The organism is Kribbella sp. NPDC026611 (assembly GCF_040638345.1).
Lineage (GTDB): Bacteria > Actinomycetota > Actinomycetes > Propionibacteriales > Kribbellaceae > Kribbella.
On the sequence record NZ_JBEZYC010000003.1, the window covers coordinates 281,193 to 301,456 of the forward strand.

The window sequence follows — 20,264 nt, forward strand, 5'->3', positions numbered from 1 at the left end:
ACCATGACGAATGACCTCAAGCCGAAAGCCCGCTGGGGTGCCGTCCTGGCCCCGGCCCTGATCGACCTTGTCCTTCCCCTGCTGATCTTCTACGGTCTGCGTCAGTCCGGAGTTGGCGTCGTCGGTGCCACCCTGGCCGGTTCGGTGATCCCCGTCCTACGGACGGCGTACTCGCTGCTCCGCGGTCGCAAGGTCGACTGGATGGCGGTCTTCATGATCGTCGCGCTCGCGGTCGGCACGATCGCGTCGCTCGCCATGCACAGCCCCCGGATGCTGCTCGCCAAGGACGGCGTGATCACCGCGCTCTGCGGCGGCTGGCTGCTGGCAACCGTTGCCCTCGGCAAGCCGTTGCTGCTGGCCATCGGTCGGGGCATCGCAGAAGCGAAACGTGGCAAGGGTGGCGGCGAGGTCTGGGCCGGCCGCTGGGACAAGGAGCCACCCTTCCGGCACGGCATCCGGCTGATCACGATCGTCTGGGGCGTCGGCCTGGTGTTCGACGCGGTCGTCCGAGTGGTGATCGCGTATGCCCTGCCGCTCGACGCCGTCCCCGGCGTGACCACCGTCCAGTGGATCGTCGTGTTCGTCCTGCTCTACGGCTTCATGATGATCTACTCGCGCAAGAACGACCTGCTGGCATGACCGACGTCCTCGTGGTCGGCGCCGGCCCGACCGGACTCCTCCTGGCCTCGGAGCTCACGCTCGCCGGCGCGGACGTGACGATCGTGGATCGCGCCGCCGAGCGGTCCGGCCAGTCGAAGGCCCTGTCCTTGCAGCCCCGATCGGTCGAGATCCTGCACTCCCGAGGGCTCCTCGACCCGCTGCGCGGCCAAGCCCGCGAGCTCCCCGGTGGTCACTTCGCCGGGCTGCCGGTCCCGCTCGACTACAGCGCCTGGGACACCAGATTCCCTTACCAGCTAGGGATTCCCCAACTCCGCCTGGAGCAGTACCTCGAGGATCACCTGGCTCGCCACGGCGTCGTCGTACGCCGTGGTCTCGAGCTGACGGCGCTCCACGAAGACGAGGCGGTGTTTGCGGACGGTACGACGATCCGCGCGGACTGGGTCGTCGGCTGCGACGGCGCGCACAGTGCGGTGCGGAAGCTGACCGGGATCGAGTTCCCCGGCCGCGACGGACGCTTCAGCGCGGTCGTCGCCGACGTGGTCGTGGCCGGGATCGATCCAGATTGGCAGCTGCCGTCGCTCGTGCCGCAGGACGGCAGGGTCCTCACGATGGTCCCGCTCGAGGACGGCGTACACCGGGTGCTCTTCACCGGCCCAGACCAGCAGCACCTGCCCAAGAACCAGCCGGTCGCGCATGCCGAGGTCGCCGCGGCGCTTAAAGGTTGGTACGGCGACGGCGTCGTACTGCGTGAGCTCCGCTACGGCTCGCGCTTCACTGACGCGGCCCGGCTGGCGGCGCAGTACCGGGTCGGGCGGGTGTTCGTTGCCGGAGATGCCGCGCACATTCACTCCCCGACCGGTGGCCAGGGGATGAACCTCGGACTGCAGGACGCGTTCAACCTCGGCTGGAAACTGGGCGCCGTAGTCCGCGGCGACGGTGACGAGGCGCTGCTGGACAGCTATCACGACGAGCGGCACCCGGCCGGCGCCGCGGTGCTCGCGAACACACGGGCCCAAGGCGTGCTGATGGTGCCGGACGACGACGTCGCCTGTCTGCGGGAGACCTTCGTCGACCTGCTCGGCGTACCGGAGGCGAACCGGCGGTTGGCCGGCGTGGTGTCGGGTCTGGGGCTCGCGTACGCCCCAGGCGACCACCCGTTGGTAGGGCAACGAATGCCGGACCTGGACTTGCCCGACGGAACGACGATCGCCGAGCACCTGCGGTCCGGACGGTACCTGCTGGTCGAGGTCGACGGCGGGCGAGTGCTGCTGCGCCCCGACGGGTACGTGCAGTGGGCAACGGATGATCCGGCGGCGGTTCCACCGGCCGTTCCAGGGCATTTCGCCGGACCGGGTGACCCCGGCGGGAGCGAGCCGTTAGAGTTACTGACTGGAAACATCGGCTGATCGCCGGGCTGGCCCCGGCGGGCTCGGAGGAGCGACGTGGCACTGGGTAGGACGTCACCGCGGGACCTGCCGCTGTTCGCGGACCTGTCCGGTAAGGACATCAGGGACATCTTCCGGGCCGGCGAGGAGGTCTCGGTCCCGGCCGGCTGGTCGCTGATCCTCGAGCAGACGGCGCCGGACGCGGCGTACCTGATCCTGAGCGGGACGGCGGCGGTCCGGGAGAAAGGCACCGAGATCGCCGAGCTCGGTCCGGGTGACATCGCCGGCGAGGTCGGGGTCCGGAAGAACCAGTTGCGGACGGCAACCGTGACGGCGAAGTCGCGGCTGCAGCTGCTGCACTTCACCCGGGAGAAGTTCGAGGAGCTGACCACCCGGCTGCCGGCCTTCCGGGACGCCATCGACGCCACCATCGCCGAGCGCCGCGGTGGCCGCTGACCGGGAGGCGGTGCCGGATCTGACGGCGCTCGCCGCGGATTTCGAGCGGACGCTGCTCGGCGGGGAGCGCAAGTTCACCCGGATCGAGGTGTCCGAGCGCGCCGGGATCTCGATCGCGCGCGCCGAGCGGATGTGGCACGCGCTCGGGTTCGCGACCGTGCCGGACGACGAGATCGCGTTCACCGACGACGACGTCGAGGCGCTGCGGCTGGTCGCGGCGCTCGAGGACGACGGGTTCATCCAGCCGGAGGTCGAGTCGTCGCTGGCGCGCAAGCTCGGGCAGACGCAGTCGCGGCTGGCGTCGTGGCAGTCGGCGATGTTCCTGGAGTTCCTCGGCGGGTCGAAGCTGGCGGCCGACGAGGCGATCGAGGTCGCCGGGTTGCTGCTGCCGGCGATGGAGCGGTTGCAGACGTACGTCTGGCGCCGGCACCTGGCCGCGGCGGCCGGGCGGTCGGTGGCCGGGTCGAGCGAGATGGCGCGCGGGGTGCGGGCGGTCGGGTTCGCCGACATCGTCAGCTACACGCGGATGACGCGGCGGCTGACCGACAGCGAGCTCGGCCAGCTGATCGAACGCTTCGAGGGCACCGCCGCGGATGTGGTCGCACTGAACGGCGGCCGGGTGATCAAGTCGATCGGCGACGAGGTCCTGTTCGTCGCGGACACCGCCGCGCAGGGCGCTGCCATCGCGCTCGCCCTGCAGGACGCGATGAGCGCCGCCGAGGACCTGCCCGAGCTCCGGATCGGGCTCGCGTACGGCACGATTCTGATCCGCCTCGGCGACGTGTACGGCGAAGTCGTCAACCTCGCCGCCCGCCTCACCACCGAGTGCAAACCCGGCCGGGTCCTCGCCGACCGCGAGCTGGCCGCCGCCCTCGACGGCCACCCCGACTACGACCTCCACCGCCTCCGCCGGGTCTCGGTCCGCGGCTACCGCCACCTCTCCCCGTACGCCGTCCAACGAGCCGATCCCCACTAAGCGGCGGCCGCCCCCCGCTGACATACGGTTGGGCGTGTGCGCGCGATCGGGACCACGGCTGAGTTGATCCGGGTGAGCGGGGGCGATCGATTGATCGTCTGGGCCGCGCAAGGATTCGGGCCGGGTGTGCGGGCGTGGACCGCCGGCGAGGCGATTGCCGTTGCGGCGCCGAATCTCTCGAAGCGTGATCGGCTGTCGGTGGCCGGACCGATTGATCACGCGGCTGGGTTGGTGCGGGACGTGTTGGGTGAGGTGGGTCCGTCGTACCGGCCGTTCGGTGACGAGCAACTGGTGCGCGAGCTGGCGGAGCGGGTGCCGGGGGTGGAGTTCGCGGCCGCGTTCGGGTGGATGGACACGGCGGAGGTTCCAGAGGTGACCACGAGCGCCACCTGGATGGACGGGGACGCCGGGGTCGAGGAGTTGCTCGTAGAGGCGTCGCCGGCGTCGTACGCCTGGCCGGGGCATCCCGCAGTACGGCGGTGGGCCGCGCTGACCGGTGCGGACGGCGAGTTGCTGAGTATCGCGGCCGATGCGTGGAGTGCTCCGGAGGTCGGGTTCCTGGCCGGCGTCGCCACCAAACCAGTTGCCCGAGGCAAGGGATTGTCGCGGCAGGTGTGCGGTTTCGTCACCGCCGAGCTGGTGAAGCAGCACGGGCAGGCCGCGTTGATGGTTGACCGCACCAACGATGCCGCGATCGCGGTCTACCGCCGCCTCGGCTACACCTACCGTTCGGTGGCTGCTGCGTCAGTCGGGTAGGTCGGCGATCCGGGTCGCCACCCGCTCGAGGACCGCGAGCTCTTCCGGCGTCAGGTGGTCGACGAGCCGGCGCCGTACCGAGTCCAAATGCCCCGGCGCCGCCTCCGCGAGTACGTCGAAGCCGTGGTCGGTCAGGTGGTAGATCGACCCGCGCGCGTCGTCGGGATCCGGCTCCCGGTCGATCAGACCGCGCGCCTCCATCCGCGCCGCGTGGTGTGACAACCGGCTCCGCGACCACTGCATCTTCTCCGCGAAGTCCTTCAGCCCCCACCGCCGGTCCGGCTTCTCCGACAGCGTGCTGAGCACCTCGTAGTCGGCCATCGACAGCCCGAGTTGGTTGAGGTCGCGCGCAAGCCGCGACGGTACGACGGTCAGCAGCCGCCGGACCGCCCGCCACGAGCGCTCCTCGTCGGCCGTCAACCATTCCGTCACGCCCCGATCGTACCTCTCTTTGACATGTCAAAGAAGCGAGCTACGCTCTTTGACATGTCAAAGAAAATTCTTGTCGTGATCGCCAGCACCCGGCCGGGACGGCTCGGTCCGGCGATCGGCGACTGGTTCGTCCGCGCGGCCGCGGGCGAGGATGTCGAGCTAGAGGTGGCCGATCTGGCCGAGGTGAACCTGCCGTTCCTGGACGAGCCGGAGCACCCGTCCACCGGCGTCTACCAGCACGAGCACAGTCGCGCGTGGAGCCGCCAGGTCGCGGCGGCGGACGCGTTCGTGTTCGTGACGAGTGAGTACAACTTCTCGATGCCGGCGACGCTGAAGAACGCGTTCGACTACCTGGACAGCGAGTGGGCGTGGAAGCCGTGCGTCTTTGTTGGGTACGGCAACACATCGGCGGGGACGCGCGGCGTGCAGATGGCGCGGAGCGTGGCTGCGTCGCTCCGGATGCTGTCGACCGGCAACGACATCTTCCTGCGGATCCCGGACGCGATCCGGGACGGTGCGGTGGTTGAGTCGGACGCGCTGGACGAGCGCGTGCGGGACGCCGTACGGGAGCTTGTGCAGGTGGCCGACGTACTGCGGCCGCTGTATCGGGCCGAGTCGATCGTCGCCGCGACCGCCGACGACGTGGACGAGTTGGTGGTGTTGCAGCGGTGCAGCTGGGTCGACGAGGCGATCGCGAACGAGCGGCTCGATCTGCCGGCGCTGACGGAGACCGCAGATCAGGTGCGCGCCGGGCTGACCGAGTGGTCGACGTGGATCATTCGGTCACGCGGTCGTTTGGTTGGTTCGGTCCGGGCCCGGCGGGATGGGGAGGCCTGGGAGATCGGGCGGTTGATGGTGGCGCCGGATCAGCGTGGCACGGGACTCGGGCGGCGGTTGCTGGAGTACGCCGAGAGTCAGACGCCCGCGGGGGTTCCGACCGCCGCACTCTTCACGGGAGAGCGCAGCGAGCGGAACATCCGTTTCTACGAGAAGGCCGGCTTCGTGCTGTCCGACGATCCAGCACCGGCCGGTGCTGTGCGGTTGACGAAGGAGCTCAGCGGGTCGGCTCGACGGTGAGGGTCGCGCCGGAGCGCGGCGTCGGTGGCCCGGACGGCCGGGCGGTCGGCGGGACCGACGCCGGCGGGACGATCGACGCCGTGGCCGAGGGCGGCGTGGCGCTCGGCTTTCCCGACGGCTCCGGCGTGGGGGTCGGTGTGATCCGGGTGGCCGGGGCCGGCGGTGGGACGAACGGCGCCTTGGTGCTGTCCTTGCAGTTCGTCTCGTCGGTGGCGCCGTTCTCGTCCGGCACCACGACGGCCTGCGGGAACAGGTTGCTGACTGTCTGCCCCGACGGCTGGCCGTAGTTCGCCGCGCAGTCCTGCAGGTTGAGCTCGATCGGGTTCCCGCTCTGGTCGTACAGCCGGACGTCGACCTGCTTGCCCTGGGCATCGAACGGGTAGATGTTGTCGATCCGGTTCCCGTTCAGGAACAGGCCGTCCTGGGACGGCTGATAGTTCGAGCTGCCGCGGTAGCCGTTGTAGTTCGCGAACAGGTCCGGCGCCGCGCCGACGTACGCGGCGGCGAGGACGGCCGGTACGGCGATCGCGGCGACCACGTTGAGCGGTACGACGTACCAGAGCCAGCGGCGGTCCCGCTGGGTCTTGCGGCCGATCCAGATCGACACCGCGGCGCCGGCGATCGACGCGACCACCGCGACCGGTGCGGAGCCGAACAGCGCGAAGAACCCGCCGGCGCCGATCACACCGCGCACCACCCACCAGACCGGCTGGCCGATCGCGACCAGGTCCTGCCGGATGTTCGGCGGGATCTGCTCGATCCAGCCGCGGATACCGGCTGCGCCGCGGGCGCCGCGCGGGGTGTCGAGAACGATCCGCGGATCCTGGCCGCGCAGAGACTGGACGCCGATCAAGGCGGCGACGAACACCACCGCGATGCCGAGCAGGCCGAAGAACGAGGTTTGCTCCCGGTTCCAGGCGAGCAGGCCGATGAGGATGAAGAACGGTCCGACGGTGGCGGCGATCAGGCCCCAGCGCAGGGCCTTCCGGCCGGCGTCCAGGTTGTCCGCATTGACCGGGGTGGGGCGGGGCGGGTAGCCGGCCGCGGAACGCAGCTCGTCGGCATACTGCCGCGGGGTGCCGAGGCGCTCCTGCAGAGCCGTGAGCGAGGGGTCCTCGCCGAGCTCGCCGGCCACCTCGGTGAGGTGACTGCCGACGTCCTCGAGCACGTCCTCCAGCTCACCCGGCGGGAGGTCGCTGAGCTCGGCCCGGACCTGGGCCAGGTAGATCGCGACCGCTCCGGTCAGAGTGCTGTTCACGCGGCCTCCTTCTCCAGCAGTAGGACCGACATCGTGTCGGCGAAGTGATTCCAGGTCTGAGTGGACCGCTTGAGGAGGTCACGGCCGACCGGATTCAGCCCGTAGTACTTCCGGTGCGGGCCTTCCTCGCTCGGCTGGACGTACGTCGTCAGCGCGCCGGCCGCGAACAGGCGGCGCAGTGTCCCGTACACCGATGCGTCCGCGACGTCCTCGAGCCCGGCCGCGCGGAGCCGGCGGAGTACGTCGTACCCGTAGCCGTCCGCGTCTCGCAGTACTGCGAGCACCGCCAGATCGAGGACACCCTTGAGCAGCTGACTGGTATCCATCAAACCCTCCTCTGGTGTTCTGGTGAGAAGAGTACTACACAATGCGGAGTACTCCAGTAGGCAGCCTGATACGGCATGCTGTCGGGCATGGATGAGAACGAGTTCTGGCAGCTGATCGAGGAGTGCCGTCCGGAGGGTGCGGACGAGGAGGGGGAAGAGCTGGCGCAGGCGCTGGTCGATCGGTTGTCGCGCGGACCGGTCGAACTCGTCACCGGCTTCGCCGAGCAGCTGTCGCGGTTGCTGTACCAGCTTGATCGGGAGGAGTACGGCAAGGAGATGTCGGGGGACGCCTTCCTGTACACGCGGGCCGCGGTCGTTGCGGCGGGGCGGAAGGTCTACGAGTCGGTACTGCGGGATCGGGTCGCGTTCACGCCGTACGCCGAGGACGACGTGTGGGCCGAGTCGTTGCTGACCGTGCCGGACGAGGCGTTCCGTGAGTTGACCGGGGAGGAGTGGGACCGCGGTACGGAGTACTCGTACGAGTCGTTCTCGAATGCTGACGGATGGCCGCACCTGAACGGTTGAGCAATTTCGATCAAGTGCGATCGGGGGGCGGCGCGGGAGAGTGGTGGGCATGGCGGACGTGTTCGAGGAGTTTGTCGGGGTGGTGGCGGCCGGGATGGCCGGCCCGGGCGAGACGGTGAACGGTGCCGAGCTCGCCGGGCGGGTGCACCTGTCGCGTTTCCATTTCGATCGGGTGATCGGTGCGGTAGCAGGCGAGTCGCCGTTCGCGTTCCGGCGGCGGGTGCTGCTGGAGCGGGCGGCGTACCGCTTGCTGGCCGAGGAGATCGCCGTCCTCGACGTGGCGGTGGAGGCGGGCTACGGCTCGCACGAGGCGTTCACGCGCGCGTTCGTCCGCGCTTATGGGATGTCGCCGCGGGAGTGGCGGCGGGAGCCGTCGCGGGTCTTCTTCCTCGCGGCGCCCAGCGGAGTGCACTTCCAGCCCCCGGCCGGCCTCAGACTGCCGGCCCGTCGAAAGGTCAGAGGAATGGACGTACTGGTACGCATGGTCGAGCATCACGTGTGGCTCACCGGCGAGATGATCGAACGCGGCGCCCGGTTGGACGCGGCAACGCTGGACCGGCCCATCGAGCTGTCGGTCGAGGGCATCGACGACGACATCTCGATCCGCTACCTGCTGGACCGCTTGGTCTGGCAGGAGGAGATGTGGCTGGCCTCGGTGGAGGACCGCCCCTTCCAGGTCCCTGATTGCGGTACGTCGGTCACCACCCCGATCCCCGACCTGCGCACGCGGCACGCGGACGCCGGCTCCCGGTTCGTTGCCCTGGTCCACCAACTGAACACCGACGGCCGCTTCGACGACAGCTTCGTGGACACGACCTGCGAGCCGCCGCGGGTCTTCACCTACGGCGGCATGATCGCCCACGTCCTGACCTTCGCCGCCCACCGCCGCTCACTCCTGATCGGCGCCTTCTACACCGCCGGCATCACCGACCTAGGCTTCGGCGACCCCATGCACTTCGTAGCCGAAGGCAAGTAGTCCCGAAGGACTGATACCCGAGGTGCGATGACAAGGGGCGGCCTCCGCACGACCAGGCATCCTGACCCGAGCGACGACAAGGATGAGCTGCAAGCGCGAGGCACGTGGAGTCCGGTGACGACAAGGGTGGGGTTGCGGACGGGGGCACGTGGGGTCGGGGTGGCGAGGGTGGTGAGCGCCGTCGCTCCACGTCAGGCAGGCGCAGCTCGGACGGATGACAGGCGGACGCGAGCACCACTCCGCCCGGCGACGAGCAGCCCCGCAAGTGAATTCGGCTCGGCGTGACCACCCGCTTTCACTCGAGCGCGGCAGCGCTCAGGTCGCGGGCGGCAGCCCGCAGGTTCCGCGCGCTCAGCGCGGGGTGGGTGGGAGCGCCTGCGTAGCACGGCGACGAAGGAGCCGCGCGTAGTGGGCGCGTGGGGCGACCTCAGCTACCCAGCAAACCCTTTAGTTCTTGGGGTCGTGGAGGTTGGGGCGTTGGGTGGGGGTGGTGATCTTGACCTGGATGGATTGGGGGGCCGTGGGGGCCGTCAGGTGGCCTGAGGTGACCGGGAGGTTGAGTTTGCTGGCGGTCAGGTCGATGTCGATGGTGGCGCCGGTGTCGTTGGGGGAGGTCCACTCGGTGTCGGAGAGGGTGACTGCGAGGCCGAGGATGCGGCCCTTCGGGATGACCTCGTCCTGGGCCCGGAGCGGGACGTTGACCGTCGTCCACTTGCCCGGCGTCAGCGGGGTCGGGTTCGACAGCGACTTCGAGTGGGCGGCGTCGATCCAGCCGCGGCTGACGATGCCGTGGTCGGACTCGGTCGTGAGCTTCTCGACCGTGAAGTAGCAGCTGTCGTCGTAGTCGGTGCTCGAGCCTTCACAGGTGCTGTCGTCGGTACGCCGGATCCCGGAGTACCGCTCCGCATCGCCGTACTCGATCAGCCGCGCGGTGATCGGGGTGGTGGCCGAGTCCGACTTCACCTTCAGCGTCACCGACGCCGTACCGCTGATCCGGACCGGCGCCGGCAGTGGTGCGGAGAGGAACATCTGCCGCCCCGCGATCACCTCCGACGGATCCGCGACGATGTCGTCCTCGGTCAGGTCCGGGTCGTCCGTCACCGTGACCGAACCCTTGCCCAGGGCCCCCAACTTCCCGGCGGCCAGCGGCACCGGCAGCGGCCGGTTCACGGCCGGCCAGGTCTGGTAGTTCCGCCACACGTCCGGCGAGGTCTCCACCGAGACCATCGGGTCCTTCATCACCCCGTTCTGCAGGCCCTGCAGCCAGTAGTCGAACCACTGGTGCAGCTCGTCGACCCACTCGTCCCGCCGGAACTCGAACGGATCCACATGGTCCTCGAGCCCGAGCCACAGCTTCCGGGGCACCTTGTTCCGCGACAGCGCCGACCACCACTGCGAGAAGTGGTTCGTCTGCACGTTGTAGTCGCTCAGCCCGTGCGTCATGAAGACCGAAGCTTTCACCTTCGACGCGTTCTTCAAATAGTCCCGGGCCGCCCAGAACGACGTGTAGTTCCCGGTCTCGTCGTCGTCGTTGTCCCCGAGGTCCCCACGTACGTCGTCACACGCCGGGCTGTCATGACCGACGTACGCGCCCAGCCAGGGCATGTAGTCGTCGGAGTACGGCACTCCGCCCGACCGCGTGTAGTCGTACCAGGAGGAGATCGCCGAGATCGGCACGATCGTCTTCAGGCCCTTCACGCCGGTCGCCGCGACGCCGTTGGCGAGCGTCCCGTCGTACGACTTGCCGATCATCCCGACCGCGCCCGTCGTCCACGACGCCGACACCTTCTGCCCGTCGGCAGTGTGTGCGGTGTTGCGCCCGTTCAACCAGTCGATGACGTCGACAACGGACTGGATCTCGTTGGGGCCACCGACGTCACCGCAGCCGGTCGACCGGCCGGTGCCGACGATGTCAACGCCGACCATCGCGTACCCGCGCGGTACGAAGTAGTTGTCGTAGAACAACGGCATCTTCCGGATCACGCCGTCGGCGTCGTACGTCTTCTTCTCGCTCTCGTTCCCGCGTCCGCAGCAGGTGTAGTACGGCGAGGCGTCCATGATCACCGGGATCTTCACGCCGGTCAGCGCGGTCTCGCTCGGCCGGACGATGTCGACCGCGATCACGTCGTTCTTGCCGTCGGAGTCGGTGTCCATCGTGGTGTCGACGTACACCGACTCGCGGATCGCGGCGGCGTAGTCGTACACCGGCTGGGTGCTCTTCGTCCGCTGGTCGACGTGCTGCGGCACACTGGTGACGGCCGGGCCGGGCGCGCCGGATCCGTCCGGGACCGGGGCAGCCACGGCGGCACCGCTGACGGTCACAGACCCGAGACTCAGCACGGCGGACGAGACCAGGATCGTCACCCTGGCGCGGACGGACGTCATGGCTCGGAAGGCTAGTCACTCCCGGGCCGCAAAGCCAGGTTCTACCGAGATTGGCAGCGACTTGCCCGCCACTCAGCGTGATGATGGACAGGTCCGATATGGTGACCGCCACCGCCCCGGGGGAGCGCACGAAAGGGTAGGCCAGTGAATCTGCGAGCACCGGTGACATTGCTGGACGTGGCACAGCGTGCGGGTGTGTCGGTCGCGACCGCCTCCCGCGTGCTGAACGGCGGGGACCGCGTACCCCGCCCGGAACTGCAGGAGCGGGTGAAAGCCGCCGCGGACGAGCTCGGATACACGCCGAACGCGCAGGCGCAGGCCCTCGCCAAGTCCTCCACCAACGTGGTCGGCATCCTGGTGCACGACATCGAGGACCCGTACTTCGCCGCGATTGCGAACGGGGTGATGCGCGCCGCGGACGAACGCAACCTGCTGGTGATGATGGCCAGCACGTTCCGTGACGCCGACCGTGAGATTGCTTACCTGTCATCTTTGCGCGCGCAGCGAGCGCGAGCCGCGGTGATGATCGGCAGCCGGCGCACCGACGCCGAGAGCCTGCGGCGTACGGCGGCCGAGGTCGAGAGCTTCCTCAACTCCGGGGCCGGTCTCGCGCTGGTGAGCCAGTCCGGCATGCCCGCGCACACCGTCGAGCCGGACAACCGGGCCGGTGCGGCCGATCTGGCCCGCGAGCTGGTCGGGCTCGGCTGGCGCAAGTTCGCCGTCCTCGGTGGCCCGGAGAGTCTCGCGACCGCACGGGATCGGCGCGACGGGTTCGTGGCCGGCCTGGCCGAGACGGGTTTGCGGCCGGTCGCGATCGAGACCGGCGAATTCACCCGCGACGGTGGTCACGCCGCGGCCTTGCAGCTGATCGACCGGCACGCCGACATCGACTGCATCTTCGCGGTGAATGACGTGATGGCCGTCGGCGCGATCTCCGCGCTGCGCGTGCGCGGCGTCGACATACCCGGGCAGCTGGGGGTGGCCGGCTTCGACGACATCGCCACCCTGCGGGATGTGTGGCCGGGTCTGACCACCGTGCGGCTGCCGTTGGAGCAGATGGGCCGCCGGGCGCTGGAGCTCGCGATCCAGGGCGGCGACGCGACCACCGAGACGTTCAAGGCCGAGGTCGTCCTGCGGGACAGCACCGCCCGCGGCTGAAATATGCTCCACAGGTGACCGTTTCCGAGATCTTCGACGAGTCGGCCTGGAAGCCGGTCGACGGCTTCGACCTGACCGACATCACCTACCACCGTGCGGTCGACGCCGGTGTGGTGCGGATCGCGTTCAACCGGCCGGAGGTGCGCAACGCGTTCCGTCCGCACACGGTCGACGAGCTGTACCGGGTGCTCGACCACGCGCGGATGTCGACCGACGTCGGCTGCGTGCTGCTGACCGGGAACGGGCCCTCGCCGAAGGACGGCGGCTGGGCGTTCTGCTCCGGCGGCGACCAGCGGATCCGCGGCAAGGACGGTTACCGGTACGCCGAGGGCACGACCGCGGAGTCGATCGACCCGGCGAAGTCGGGCCGGCTGCACATCCTCGAAGTACAACGGCTGATCCGTTTCATGTCGAAGGTCGTCATCTGCGTCGTCCCGGGTTGGGCCGCGGGTGGCGGCCACAGCCTGCACGTCGTCGCGGACCTGACGCTGGCCTCGGCGGAGCATGCGCGGTTCAAGCAGACCGACGCGGATGTCGCGTCGTTCGACGGCGGCTACGGGTCGGCGTACCTGGCCCGGCAGGTCGGGCAGAAGTTCGCGCGCGAGATCTTCTTCCTGGCCGAGGAGTACTCCGCCGAGGACGCGTACCGGATGGGCATGGTGAACCGGGTCGTCCCGCACGCCGAGCTGGAGAAGGTCGCGCTGGACTGGGGCAAGCGGATCTGCGCGAAGTCCCCGACCGCGCAGCGGATGCTGAAGTACTCCTTCAACCTGATCGACGACGGCCTGGTCGGCCAGCAGATCTTCGCCGGCGAAGCGACCCGCCTCGCCTACGGCACCGACGAAGCCGCCGAGGGCCGCGACTCGTTCCTGGAGAAGCGCCCAGCCGACTGGTCCCAGTTCCCGTACGCGTTCTAGCCCTTGCCGGACCTGCCTCGTTCCCCGACCATAGGCGGAACGGGTGAGGGGGCAACGATGGCACGATCACGGTGGGTCGAGGCATCGGTCGCTGTACTGGCTGCTGTGCTGGCTGGGGTGCTGGCGACGGTGACAGCTGTGCCGGCGTCCGCGGCTCCGGCGCTTCGGTACCACCTCGCGCTGGGCGATTCGCTGGCGTACGGCTTCCAGCGGGTGAAGGTCGGACAGCCGCCGAGCGCTTTCCGGACGGGGTACGCCGACCTGCTCGCAGCGCGGCTGCGGCACGCCGGCCGGCTTCCTGAGCTGGTGAACTACGGCTGCCCGGGAGAGACGACCGCAAGTTTCGCCTCCGGATCGTGTCCGTGGAGCGCCGCCGGATTCCCTCTGCACGACACGTTCTCCGCGCCGCAGCTCGACGCGGCGACCGAGTTCCTGCGGGCGCACCGCGGGCGGGTGGACCTGGTCACCGTGTCGTTGTGGGGCAACGACGCCAACGACTTCGTTGCCTCCTGCAACGGCAACGTGCAGTGCATCGTCGACGGTGCGCCGGCGGCGATCGCCAGGCTGGCCGCTGCCCGCGCGCAGTTCGTGGACCCGATGCCGGTCTTCGACGCCGGAGGCGGTACGGCGTTGTGCACGTATACGCTCCTGTGCCGTGACGGCGACGCCCACCCGTCCGACACCGGCTACGCCGCACTCGCCGACCTGGCCGAGGCCAAGCTCAACTAACCTCCGAGCCAGCTCCGTCTTCTTTACTGAGCGACGCCGTACAGCCGGTCTCCTGCATCGCCCAACCCGGGCACGATGTAGCCCTTGTCGTTCAGGTGGGAGTCCATGCCGGCGATCACCAGGTTGCAGGGGACGTCGAGGTGCGTCAGCTCGCGTTCCACCCGCTCCACGCCTTCAGGAGCGGCAAGTAGGCAGATGGCGGTGATGTGGTCGGCGCCGCGGTCCACCAAGAACTGGATGGCGGCGGCGAGCGTGCCACCAGTGGCCAGCATCGGGTCCAGCACGTAGCACTGGCGGCCGGACAGGTCCTCCGGCAGACGCTCGGCGTATGTCGACGCCGTCAGCGTCTCCTCGTTGCGGATCATGCCGAGGAAGCCGACCTCCGCCGTCGGCAGCAATCGCGACATGCCCTCGAGCATGCCCAGGCCCGCCCGCAGGATCGGCACGACCAGCGGCTTCGGGGTGGTCAGCTTGACGCCCTCCGCCTCGGCAACGGGCGTCTGGACGGTGACCGGACCGGTGCGGACGTCGCGGGTCGCCTCGTAGGCGAGCAGCGTGACCAGCTCCTCGGTCAACCGGCGGAACGTGGGTGAGTCCGTGTTCTCGTCCCGCAGCGCGGTGAGCTTGTGAGCGACGAGCGGGTGGTCCACGACGAGGATCTGCATAAGCCCGAACGCTACCGTCGGCGATTCGCCACCGGAAACGTCGCCGCCTGGAAGAATCAAAAGTGCATTGGAATCTGCCCTGAACTCGCCCCGCAGGGAGTCCGCCGATGACCGAGAAGTCCGTTGAGCCGAAGCCGCGGCTGGTGGTCCCCCGCCGGGATCTCGACCGGCTGCGCCGGCGCGCCGAGTTCCTCCGCGAGCTGGACGAGGCGAAGGCGTTGCGCGACCGGATCGCGCCGCGGCGGGCCCGGGTCCGCCGGTTGCGCGAGGCAATGCGGAGAGCGACGTACCATCACTGACTGTTGACCGGTGTTGGCGTATCTGATATCCCTCCGAGATCGCTTGGCAGCCTTGGGTCTGGGACGATGTTCCGGTGTCCGATGCCATGGCAGGGCCGTTGACCACCGACCTCGACTTCGCGGTCGCCGCTTACACCGAGGACGGGGTCTGGACCGTGACCCCGCTGGTGCTGCGCGGCGAGCCGGACCTGTCCTCGCTCGTGTCCGCGCTGCTGCGGTACCCCGGTGAGGCCGGCGTCCTGGGGATGATCTCGGTCGACGAGGACTTCTTCGTCCTGGTCCGGGTGCTCGGCGGCCGGGCCCGGCTGCTGATCTCCGACGTCACCGCCGCGACCGAGTGGCCGCTGGCCCGGCAGATCGTCGACGAGCTGGACATCCCGCTCGCCGATGACGACGACGAGCAGGTGCCGGCCGGGGACCTGGCGATCATCGCCGACCTCGGGATGAGCGCGATGGACCTGGGTGCGCTGTGCGACGACGTCGACCTGTACCCGGAGGAGATGCTCGAGGAGGTCGCGGACGCCCTCGGCTTCGGCAACCAGTTCCACGAGGCGATCGAAGCCATTGGCTAGCCCGGTGCTGCGGCGCGAGTGGTCGCGGCTGATGACCCTCGCGCTGGCGGAGGGCGAGAAGGCGCTGCCCGACGTACCGATCGGGGCCGTGGTGGTGGACGAGTCCGGCGAGGTGATCGGGCGCGGGCACAACGAGCGCGAGACGACCGGGGACCCGACGGCGCACGCCGAGGTGGTCGCGATCCGTGCGGCGGCCCGGTACGTCGGCGAGTGGCGGCTGACCGGGTGCACGCTGGTCGTCACGCTGGAGCCGTGCACGATGTGCGCCGGGGCGATCGTGCTGTCCCGGCTGGAGCGGCTGGTCTTCGCGGCGTACGACGAGAAGGCCGGCGCGGTTGGCTCGTTGTGGGACGTCGTCCGGGACCGCCGGCTGAACCACCGGCCCGAGGTCGTGGGCGGTGTGATGGCCGACGAGGCGGGTGCGCGGCTGCGCGATTTCTTCCTCAGCCACAGACCTTGATAGTGTCCTCGGCGGTGGCGTGTCCGAGCGGCCGAAGGAGCGCGCCTCGAAAGCGCGTGACGGGCAACCCCCGTCCGAGGGTTCAAATCCCTCCGCCACCGCCATGAGGTTGAATGATCCCGCACGCAGTGTGGGATCATTCAACCTCATATCAAGTGCTGTGGGATTTGGGAGGAGCCTGCGACGGTTCCCTCCGCCACCGCCAACCGTTCTTCGGGACGGAGCCAGGCCGAAGACCCTGATGCCGTGTGATGCGTCAGGGTTTTCGTCTGCGTGGGGTAAGGGTTTGGGCCGGCGATCGACCGCGCGATAGCCCAGACAATGACCAGCAGCGCAAGGCAGGCGGTGATTGCGCAGATGATCGCGATCAGCCGTGGAGTCCGCTTCTCTTCCTCGATCGCCTTGCCGATGGTTCGGCACACGTCTCCCGTCCAGCCCACTGCTCTCTCCCTCGTTCGTCGCTCCGTGAGCAACTGTCGACCTGGATCGAGCTGGCGACAAACTTGCCTATGACGTGAGATGCCGGAGCGTCCGACTCGAGGTAGCGGGACACATCTAGCATCGTGTTAAATATCGACTATCGGTGTCCCGCCACGTCATGGCCCGCTACATCGAGGGAAATTGTCGATGGAGGAAGCGTGTCGAGACGTCTTCGGGTTGATGCCGAGACTCGGCTGCAGAAGCAGGCGGTGTATGCGCGCGAAGCCGATCGGCGAGCTCAGGAGATTCGGGCTCGCCGCCAGCGCGAGCTGGACGAAAGCCAGCCGGCCATCCTGGACGCGCTGGATGAGTACAGGAAGTTCCGTGAGATACCCGACGTACGGTTGCGAGCAACCGGCATTCACATCGATCCGCCTCGGCCCCTTCCGCCGAGCCTGGGCGGTAATCCCTGGCCGCCCGGATGGGACCGGGTTGAGCAGTTCGCCTACGACCTGAGGACCCGACGGCCACTCGGTCGCTTGGTGGCTCACAAGGGGGGTTCCAGCTTGAACACCTACCTCTCTGTGCTGTACACCCTCAACGCGCAAGAGTCCCGGGCCTTCGAGAACGGTCGGCGCACGGCCTCCGGCCAATACCGGGGTGAGGTCCCGTGGTCGGTTCTCTGCGGTCGCGGGCGCGGTACGGCACGGGCCCGGCGCGAGCGAATGTGGCGGGATCTGGAGGCCCTCGAGACCGCAGGGCTCGTCCGGCTGGGGAGCGCTGGTGGGCAGCGGACGATCGAAGGGTTCGTGTTGCTGGCCGAAGACGGCTCTGGCGAGGATTACGCCCCACCCGGCCCACAGGACGAGACCATCGTCCTGCCAGATTCGTTCTTCACCAACGGCTGGCACTTGGTGCTACGACCACGCGAGATTGTGATGTTGCTGACCGTTTTTCACGCGTATCAGCGGTACGGCGGTCAGCATGAGGACTGGATGGTGAACGGTGTCCCGCTCACCCAGAGCCAGCGGTGGGAGGAGTACGGGGTAAGCGGTGAGACCTACGGATCCCTTCACCTCCTGTGGGAGTTGGGGGTGATCAGCGTGCACGACCCAATGCCTACGCGGCGCCAGGGAAAGTTCCGGCCACCTACGGAGGAGCAGCGCGCCCAGTACGAGGCCGACGGGCACGCGTTCAGTCCTCTCCCATACCAGTTGAAACCCGAACCACAGGGTTTCGATAAGCCAGCGGTCTATCGTCTCGCCGACTGTTTGTCGGGGGCTGTATTCACCGGACTCGGGGACCTCGACTTGTAGGCTGCTGTCCTACCGGCGCCGAACCCGACGCAGAAGAGGACCCCATGGACGTTGAGGTGCTCGACCGGGTTCTGCTAGTGGGGGCCGGTGTCCTGTTGGTCACTATCGTTGCCGTCCGGTTGACCGGACGATTCGGGTTGCCGTCGCTGCTGATCTACCTCGGGATCGGGCTCGTGCTCGGCGAGTCGGGGCCCGGGCACATTCATTTCTCGGACGCGCAGGTGGCGCATGCGCTGGGGTTCGGGGCGTTGGTGATCATCCTGACCGAGGGCGGGTTGACGACCCGGTGGCACGAAGTACGTCCGGTCCTGCCGCTGGGGGTCGTGCTGGCAACTGTCGGAGTCGCGATGAGTACGACGGTGGTCGCCTGCGTGGCGCATTACCTGCTCGGCTTCGACTGGCAGCTCGCCGTACTGCTGGGAGCCGTGACGTCCCCGACCGACGCGGCGGCTGTGTTCTCGGTACTGCGTCGTGTGGCCGTTCGACCTCGTCTCCGCGGCGCGCTCGAAGCCGAATCCGGTCTGAACGATGCCCCGACCGTTTTGCTAGTCACCCTCGTGAGTTCAGGCGGGATCGGTGACGAGGGCATCCTGCGCTTCGCGGGCCTAGTGGCCTACGAGCTTGTCGTTGGTGCCTTGTTCGGCTTCGTGATCGGTTGGGCAAGCGTGGGCGCGCTCCGACGGGTCGCGCTCGGGTCGGCCGGGCTTTACCCGCTCGCGGTGCTGTCGCTGGCGATCATCTCGTACGCCGGTGGGTCCGTCCTGCTCCACGTCTCCGGCTTCGCGGCGGTGTACGTGACGTCGCTGGTGCTCGGGCGGGCGGAGTTGCCGCACCGGATAGCGACGCGGTCGTTCGTGGACGGGATCGCCTGGCTGGCGCAGATCGGGCTGTTCATCATGCTCGGGTTGCTCGCATCGCCGGGGCGGATCGGGTGGGACGACGCGCTGATCGCGCTGGTGATCGGGATCGCGGTGACCGTCGTGGGGCGGTTCGCGGCGGTGGCTCTGTCGGCGGCGCCGTTCCGGTTGCCTTGGAGCGAGCAGACCTTCATCGCCTGGGCGGGGTTGCGCGGGGCGGTGCCGATCGTGCTGGCGACGATCCCGCTGGCGGCCGGGGTCCCTCAGGCGGACCGGGTCTTCGATGTGGTCTTCGTCCTGGTCTTCCTCTTCACGCTCCTTCAGGGCCCGTCGCTGCCTTGGCTGGCGCGCCGGCTGAAGGTCCTCGACGAGAACGCGACGGTCGAGGTCGACATCGACGTCGCCCCGCTGGAGTCCCTGGGCGCCGACATGCTCCAGGTCCACGTCCCCAGCGAGTCCCGCCTGGCCGGCGTCGAGATCGCCGAACTGCGGCTACCGCCTGGCGTCTCGGTCTCGCTGATCATCCGCGACGACCGAGCCTTCGTCCCGGACCGCCGTACGGTTCTCCGCGCCGCCGACTCACTCCTCGTCGTCGCCCCCAGCCCCCTCCGCGACCAAACCGAACGCCGCCTCCGCGCCGTCTCCCGAGCCGGCCGCCTGGCCGGCTGGTTCGGTGAACGGGGCCGCGAACAGAACTAGTTCGGGTTCTGGCCGGAGGGGATCGGTTGGGTGGAGTGGACGACCGGGAGGCAGACCTTGGTGCCCGGTGGGACCTGGACCGAGGGGAGGCCCTTGAGTTTCACCGAGCCGAAGCCGGCGCCGATGACCAGGTCGACCGTGTGGTCGGTGCGGCTGTCCGGGACCGGGACGGCCTTCTGGTTGAGCTGACCGGCCACCAGGGTGATCTCGGGGGCGTTGGCCGTGGCGCCACGGAGCTCGGCGACGTCGACCTTGTTGCCCTTCGGCTCGTTGGCGACCTTGCCGATGTTGAAGCCGCGCTTCTTCAGCGCGTCCGCCACCCGCTGCGCCGAACCGGCCCGCGCGCCGCCGTTGTAGACGTTCAGCACGACCTGCTTCGGGACCAGACGGTTGTTCGGCAGCTGCTGCTCGACGCAGGTCTGCTCGGCGCTGCTGCTGATCAGCGACTTCCAGCCCCACCAGCCACCACCGGCCAGGATCCCCAGCAGGATCACCATCGTGATCGGCGTCCGCCAGTGGATCCGCGAGTGCGGCCTCGGCTGCGGATGAATCGCGGTCACTTGCCCCACCCCCAGTGAACAAGCATGGTCAGTCCACGACCAGGACCCTGGCGTGCAGGACCTGACGCTGCTGCAACGCGGCACGCAGCGCGCGGTGCAGGCCGTCCTCGAGGTACATGTCGCCCTTCCACTCGACGACGTGCGCGAACAGGTCGCCGTAGAAGGTCGAGTCCTCGTCCAGCAGCGCGCCCAGGTCCAAAGTGCCCTTGGTCGTGACCAGCTCGTCCAGCCGCACCTGCCGCGGAGGCAGCGACGACCAGTCCTTCGGCTGGAGCCCGTGGTCCGGGTACGGCCGATCGTCCCCGACGCGCTTGAAGATCACCCACCGAAGTCTAGCGGGGTAAAAGGTCCAAAGAGGAGGTCATGAATGTCACTGGAACAGACCGGTACGAGGACTCAACCTTTCGGCCCGTCCTGGCGTCCTAGCTGGATAGGGAGC

The 20,264-nt window shown here is 68.8% G+C and carries 24 protein-coding genes and 1 tRNA gene; 17 read left to right on the forward strand and 8 right to left on the reverse strand.

The window, feature by feature from the left end; genetic code table 11:
• Nucleotides 1-3 precede the first annotated feature (3 nt).
• From AB0E69_RS13200 to AB0E69_RS13220, 5 genes are read left to right on the forward strand one after another with little or no spacing between them, the layout of a single operon-like run.
• Nucleotides 4-639, forward strand: coding sequence for a VC0807 family protein (locus tag AB0E69_RS13200; protein ID WP_360143657.1), 636 nt, complete (start codon nucleotides 4-6; stop codon nucleotides 637-639).
• Nucleotides 636-2,027: an FAD-dependent monooxygenase gene (locus AB0E69_RS13205; protein ID WP_360143660.1), complete on the forward strand. Its 1,392-nt coding sequence runs from the start codon at nucleotides 636-638 to the stop codon at nucleotides 2,025-2,027. The genes AB0E69_RS13200 and AB0E69_RS13205 overlap by 4 nt, the downstream gene beginning before the upstream one ends.
• 36 nt (nucleotides 2,028-2,063) lie before the next feature.
• Entirely contained in the window at nucleotides 2,064-2,462 is a 399-nt protein-coding gene (locus AB0E69_RS13210; RefSeq protein WP_360143663.1) for a cyclic nucleotide-binding domain-containing protein, read from the forward strand.
• Nucleotides 2,452-3,438 (forward strand): adenylate/guanylate cyclase domain-containing protein, encoded by a 987-nt coding sequence (locus tag AB0E69_RS13215; protein WP_360143666.1) that lies wholly within the window; start codon nucleotides 2,452-2,454, stop codon nucleotides 3,436-3,438. The genes AB0E69_RS13210 and AB0E69_RS13215 overlap by 11 nt, the downstream gene beginning before the upstream one ends.
• A gap of 36 nt (nucleotides 3,439-3,474) precedes the next feature.
• Nucleotides 3,475-4,194, forward strand: coding sequence for a GNAT family N-acetyltransferase (locus AB0E69_RS13220; protein WP_360143669.1), 720 nt, complete (start codon nucleotides 3,475-3,477; stop codon nucleotides 4,192-4,194).
• Here AB0E69_RS13220 and AB0E69_RS13225 read toward each other — a convergent pair.
• Nucleotides 4,183-4,626 (reverse strand): MarR family transcriptional regulator, encoded by a 444-nt coding sequence (locus AB0E69_RS13225; protein WP_360143671.1) that lies wholly within the window; start codon nucleotides 4,624-4,626, stop codon nucleotides 4,183-4,185. The genes AB0E69_RS13220 and AB0E69_RS13225 overlap by 12 nt on opposite strands.
• A gap of 54 nt (nucleotides 4,627-4,680) precedes the next feature.
• Between AB0E69_RS13225 and AB0E69_RS13230 the strand changes: the two genes are divergently transcribed.
• Entirely contained in the window at nucleotides 4,681-5,703 is a 1,023-nt protein-coding gene (locus AB0E69_RS13230; protein WP_360143674.1) for a GNAT family N-acetyltransferase, read from the forward strand.
• Here AB0E69_RS13230 and AB0E69_RS13235 read toward each other — a convergent pair.
• Both AB0E69_RS13235 and AB0E69_RS13240 read right to left on the reverse strand, forming a co-directional pair.
• Complete coding sequence (locus tag AB0E69_RS13235) at nucleotides 5,681-6,961, reverse strand: hypothetical protein (RefSeq protein WP_360143677.1); 1,281 nt, start codon at nucleotides 6,959-6,961, stop codon at nucleotides 5,681-5,683. The two genes, AB0E69_RS13230 and AB0E69_RS13235, sit on opposite strands and share 23 nt — an antisense overlap.
• Entirely contained in the window at nucleotides 6,958-7,287 is a 330-nt protein-coding gene (locus AB0E69_RS13240; RefSeq protein ID WP_360143680.1) for a PadR family transcriptional regulator, read from the reverse strand. The genes AB0E69_RS13235 and AB0E69_RS13240 overlap by 4 nt, the downstream gene beginning before the upstream one ends.
• A gap of 87 nt (nucleotides 7,288-7,374) precedes the next feature.
• Here AB0E69_RS13240 and AB0E69_RS13245 point away from each other — a divergent pair, with 87 nt between their 5' ends.
• Nucleotides 7,375-7,812, forward strand: coding sequence for a DUF4240 domain-containing protein (locus tag AB0E69_RS13245; RefSeq protein WP_360143683.1), 438 nt, complete (start codon nucleotides 7,375-7,377; stop codon nucleotides 7,810-7,812).
• Between the two features lie 49 nt (nucleotides 7,813-7,861).
• Nucleotides 7,862-8,788: a helix-turn-helix domain-containing protein gene (locus AB0E69_RS13250; protein WP_360143686.1), complete on the forward strand. Its 927-nt coding sequence runs from the start codon at nucleotides 7,862-7,864 to the stop codon at nucleotides 8,786-8,788.
• A gap of 447 nt (nucleotides 8,789-9,235) precedes the next feature.
• On the opposite strand, the gene AB0E69_RS13255 is transcribed toward AB0E69_RS13250, so the two are convergent.
• Complete coding sequence (locus AB0E69_RS13255; protein WP_360143689.1) at nucleotides 9,236-11,173, reverse strand: Xaa-Pro dipeptidyl-peptidase; 1,938 nt, start codon at nucleotides 11,171-11,173, stop codon at nucleotides 9,236-9,238.
• Between the two features lie 177 nt (nucleotides 11,174-11,350).
• Between AB0E69_RS13255 and AB0E69_RS13260 the strand changes: the two genes are divergently transcribed.
• The 3 genes from AB0E69_RS13260 to AB0E69_RS13270 are packed head-to-tail and all read left to right on the forward strand — an operon-like array spanning nucleotide 11,351 to nucleotide 13,977.
• On the forward strand, nucleotides 11,351-12,331 hold the full coding sequence (locus AB0E69_RS13260) for a LacI family DNA-binding transcriptional regulator (RefSeq protein WP_360143692.1): 981 nt from the start codon (nucleotides 11,351-11,353) through the stop codon (nucleotides 12,329-12,331).
• 14 nt (nucleotides 12,332-12,345) lie between these two features.
• Nucleotides 12,346-13,248: a 1,4-dihydroxy-2-naphthoyl-CoA synthase gene (locus AB0E69_RS13265; RefSeq protein ID WP_360143695.1), complete on the forward strand. Its 903-nt coding sequence runs from the start codon at nucleotides 12,346-12,348 to the stop codon at nucleotides 13,246-13,248.
• Nucleotides 13,249-13,305: 57 nt separating this feature from the next.
• Entirely contained in the window at nucleotides 13,306-13,977 is a 672-nt protein-coding gene (locus AB0E69_RS13270; protein ID WP_360143698.1) for an SGNH/GDSL hydrolase family protein, read from the forward strand.
• Nucleotides 13,978-14,000: 23 nt separating this feature from the next.
• On the opposite strand, the gene upp is transcribed toward AB0E69_RS13270, so the two are convergent.
• Entirely contained in the window at nucleotides 14,001-14,642 is a 642-nt protein-coding gene (gene upp, locus AB0E69_RS13275) for a uracil phosphoribosyltransferase (protein WP_360143701.1), read from the reverse strand.
• A 107-nt stretch (nucleotides 14,643-14,749) separates the two neighbouring features.
• Here upp and AB0E69_RS13280 point away from each other — a divergent pair, with 107 nt between their 5' ends.
• The 4 genes from AB0E69_RS13280 (at nucleotide 14,750) to AB0E69_RS13295 (ending at nucleotide 16,077) form a co-directional block, all read left to right on the forward strand.
• Nucleotides 14,750-14,941 carry a hypothetical protein gene (locus tag AB0E69_RS13280; protein ID WP_360143704.1) on the forward strand — a complete coding sequence of 64 codons (192 nt, stop codon included), beginning with the start codon at nucleotides 14,750-14,752 and terminating at the stop codon, nucleotides 14,939-14,941.
• 74 nt (nucleotides 14,942-15,015) lie between these two features.
• Nucleotides 15,016-15,513, forward strand: a complete 498-nt coding sequence (locus AB0E69_RS13285) for a tRNA adenosine deaminase-associated protein (protein WP_360143707.1) — start codon at nucleotides 15,016-15,018, stop codon at nucleotides 15,511-15,513.
• A gap of 31 nt (nucleotides 15,514-15,544) precedes the next feature.
• Entirely contained in the window at nucleotides 15,545-15,973 is a 429-nt protein-coding gene (locus AB0E69_RS13290; RefSeq protein WP_360145907.1) for a nucleoside deaminase, read from the forward strand.
• A gap of 13 nt (nucleotides 15,974-15,986) precedes the next feature.
• A tRNA-Ser gene (locus AB0E69_RS13295) sits at nucleotides 15,987-16,077 on the forward strand.
• A gap of 42 nt (nucleotides 16,078-16,119) precedes the next feature.
• Here AB0E69_RS13295 and AB0E69_RS13300 read toward each other — a convergent pair.
• Nucleotides 16,120-16,413: a hypothetical protein gene (locus AB0E69_RS13300; RefSeq protein ID WP_360143710.1), complete on the reverse strand. Its 294-nt coding sequence runs from the start codon at nucleotides 16,411-16,413 to the stop codon at nucleotides 16,120-16,122.
• Nucleotides 16,414-16,611: 198 nt separating this feature from the next.
• On the opposite strand from AB0E69_RS13300, the gene AB0E69_RS13305 reads away from it, so the two are divergent.
• Both AB0E69_RS13305 and AB0E69_RS13310 read left to right on the forward strand, forming a co-directional pair.
• A complete protein-coding gene (locus AB0E69_RS13305; protein WP_360143712.1) occupies nucleotides 16,612-17,709 on the forward strand; it encodes a hypothetical protein in 1,098 nt (365 codons plus the stop codon).
• A gap of 44 nt (nucleotides 17,710-17,753) precedes the next feature.
• The gene (locus AB0E69_RS13310; RefSeq protein ID WP_360143715.1) at nucleotides 17,754-19,265 is read left to right on the forward strand and encodes a potassium/proton antiporter; all 1,512 of its coding nucleotides are present in this window, start codon (nucleotides 17,754-17,756) and stop codon (nucleotides 19,263-19,265) included.
• Here AB0E69_RS13310 and AB0E69_RS13315 read toward each other — a convergent pair.
• The gene (locus AB0E69_RS13315) at nucleotides 19,262-19,825 is read right to left on the reverse strand and encodes a LytR C-terminal domain-containing protein (protein ID WP_360143718.1); all 564 of its coding nucleotides are present in this window, start codon (nucleotides 19,823-19,825) and stop codon (nucleotides 19,262-19,264) included. The genes AB0E69_RS13310 and AB0E69_RS13315 overlap by 4 nt on opposite strands.
• 28 nt (nucleotides 19,826-19,853) lie before the next feature.
• Nucleotides 19,854-20,147, reverse strand: coding sequence for a type II toxin-antitoxin system VapB family antitoxin (locus AB0E69_RS13320; RefSeq protein ID WP_360143721.1), 294 nt, complete (start codon nucleotides 20,145-20,147; stop codon nucleotides 19,854-19,856).
• Nucleotides 20,148-20,264 lie beyond the last annotated feature (117 nt).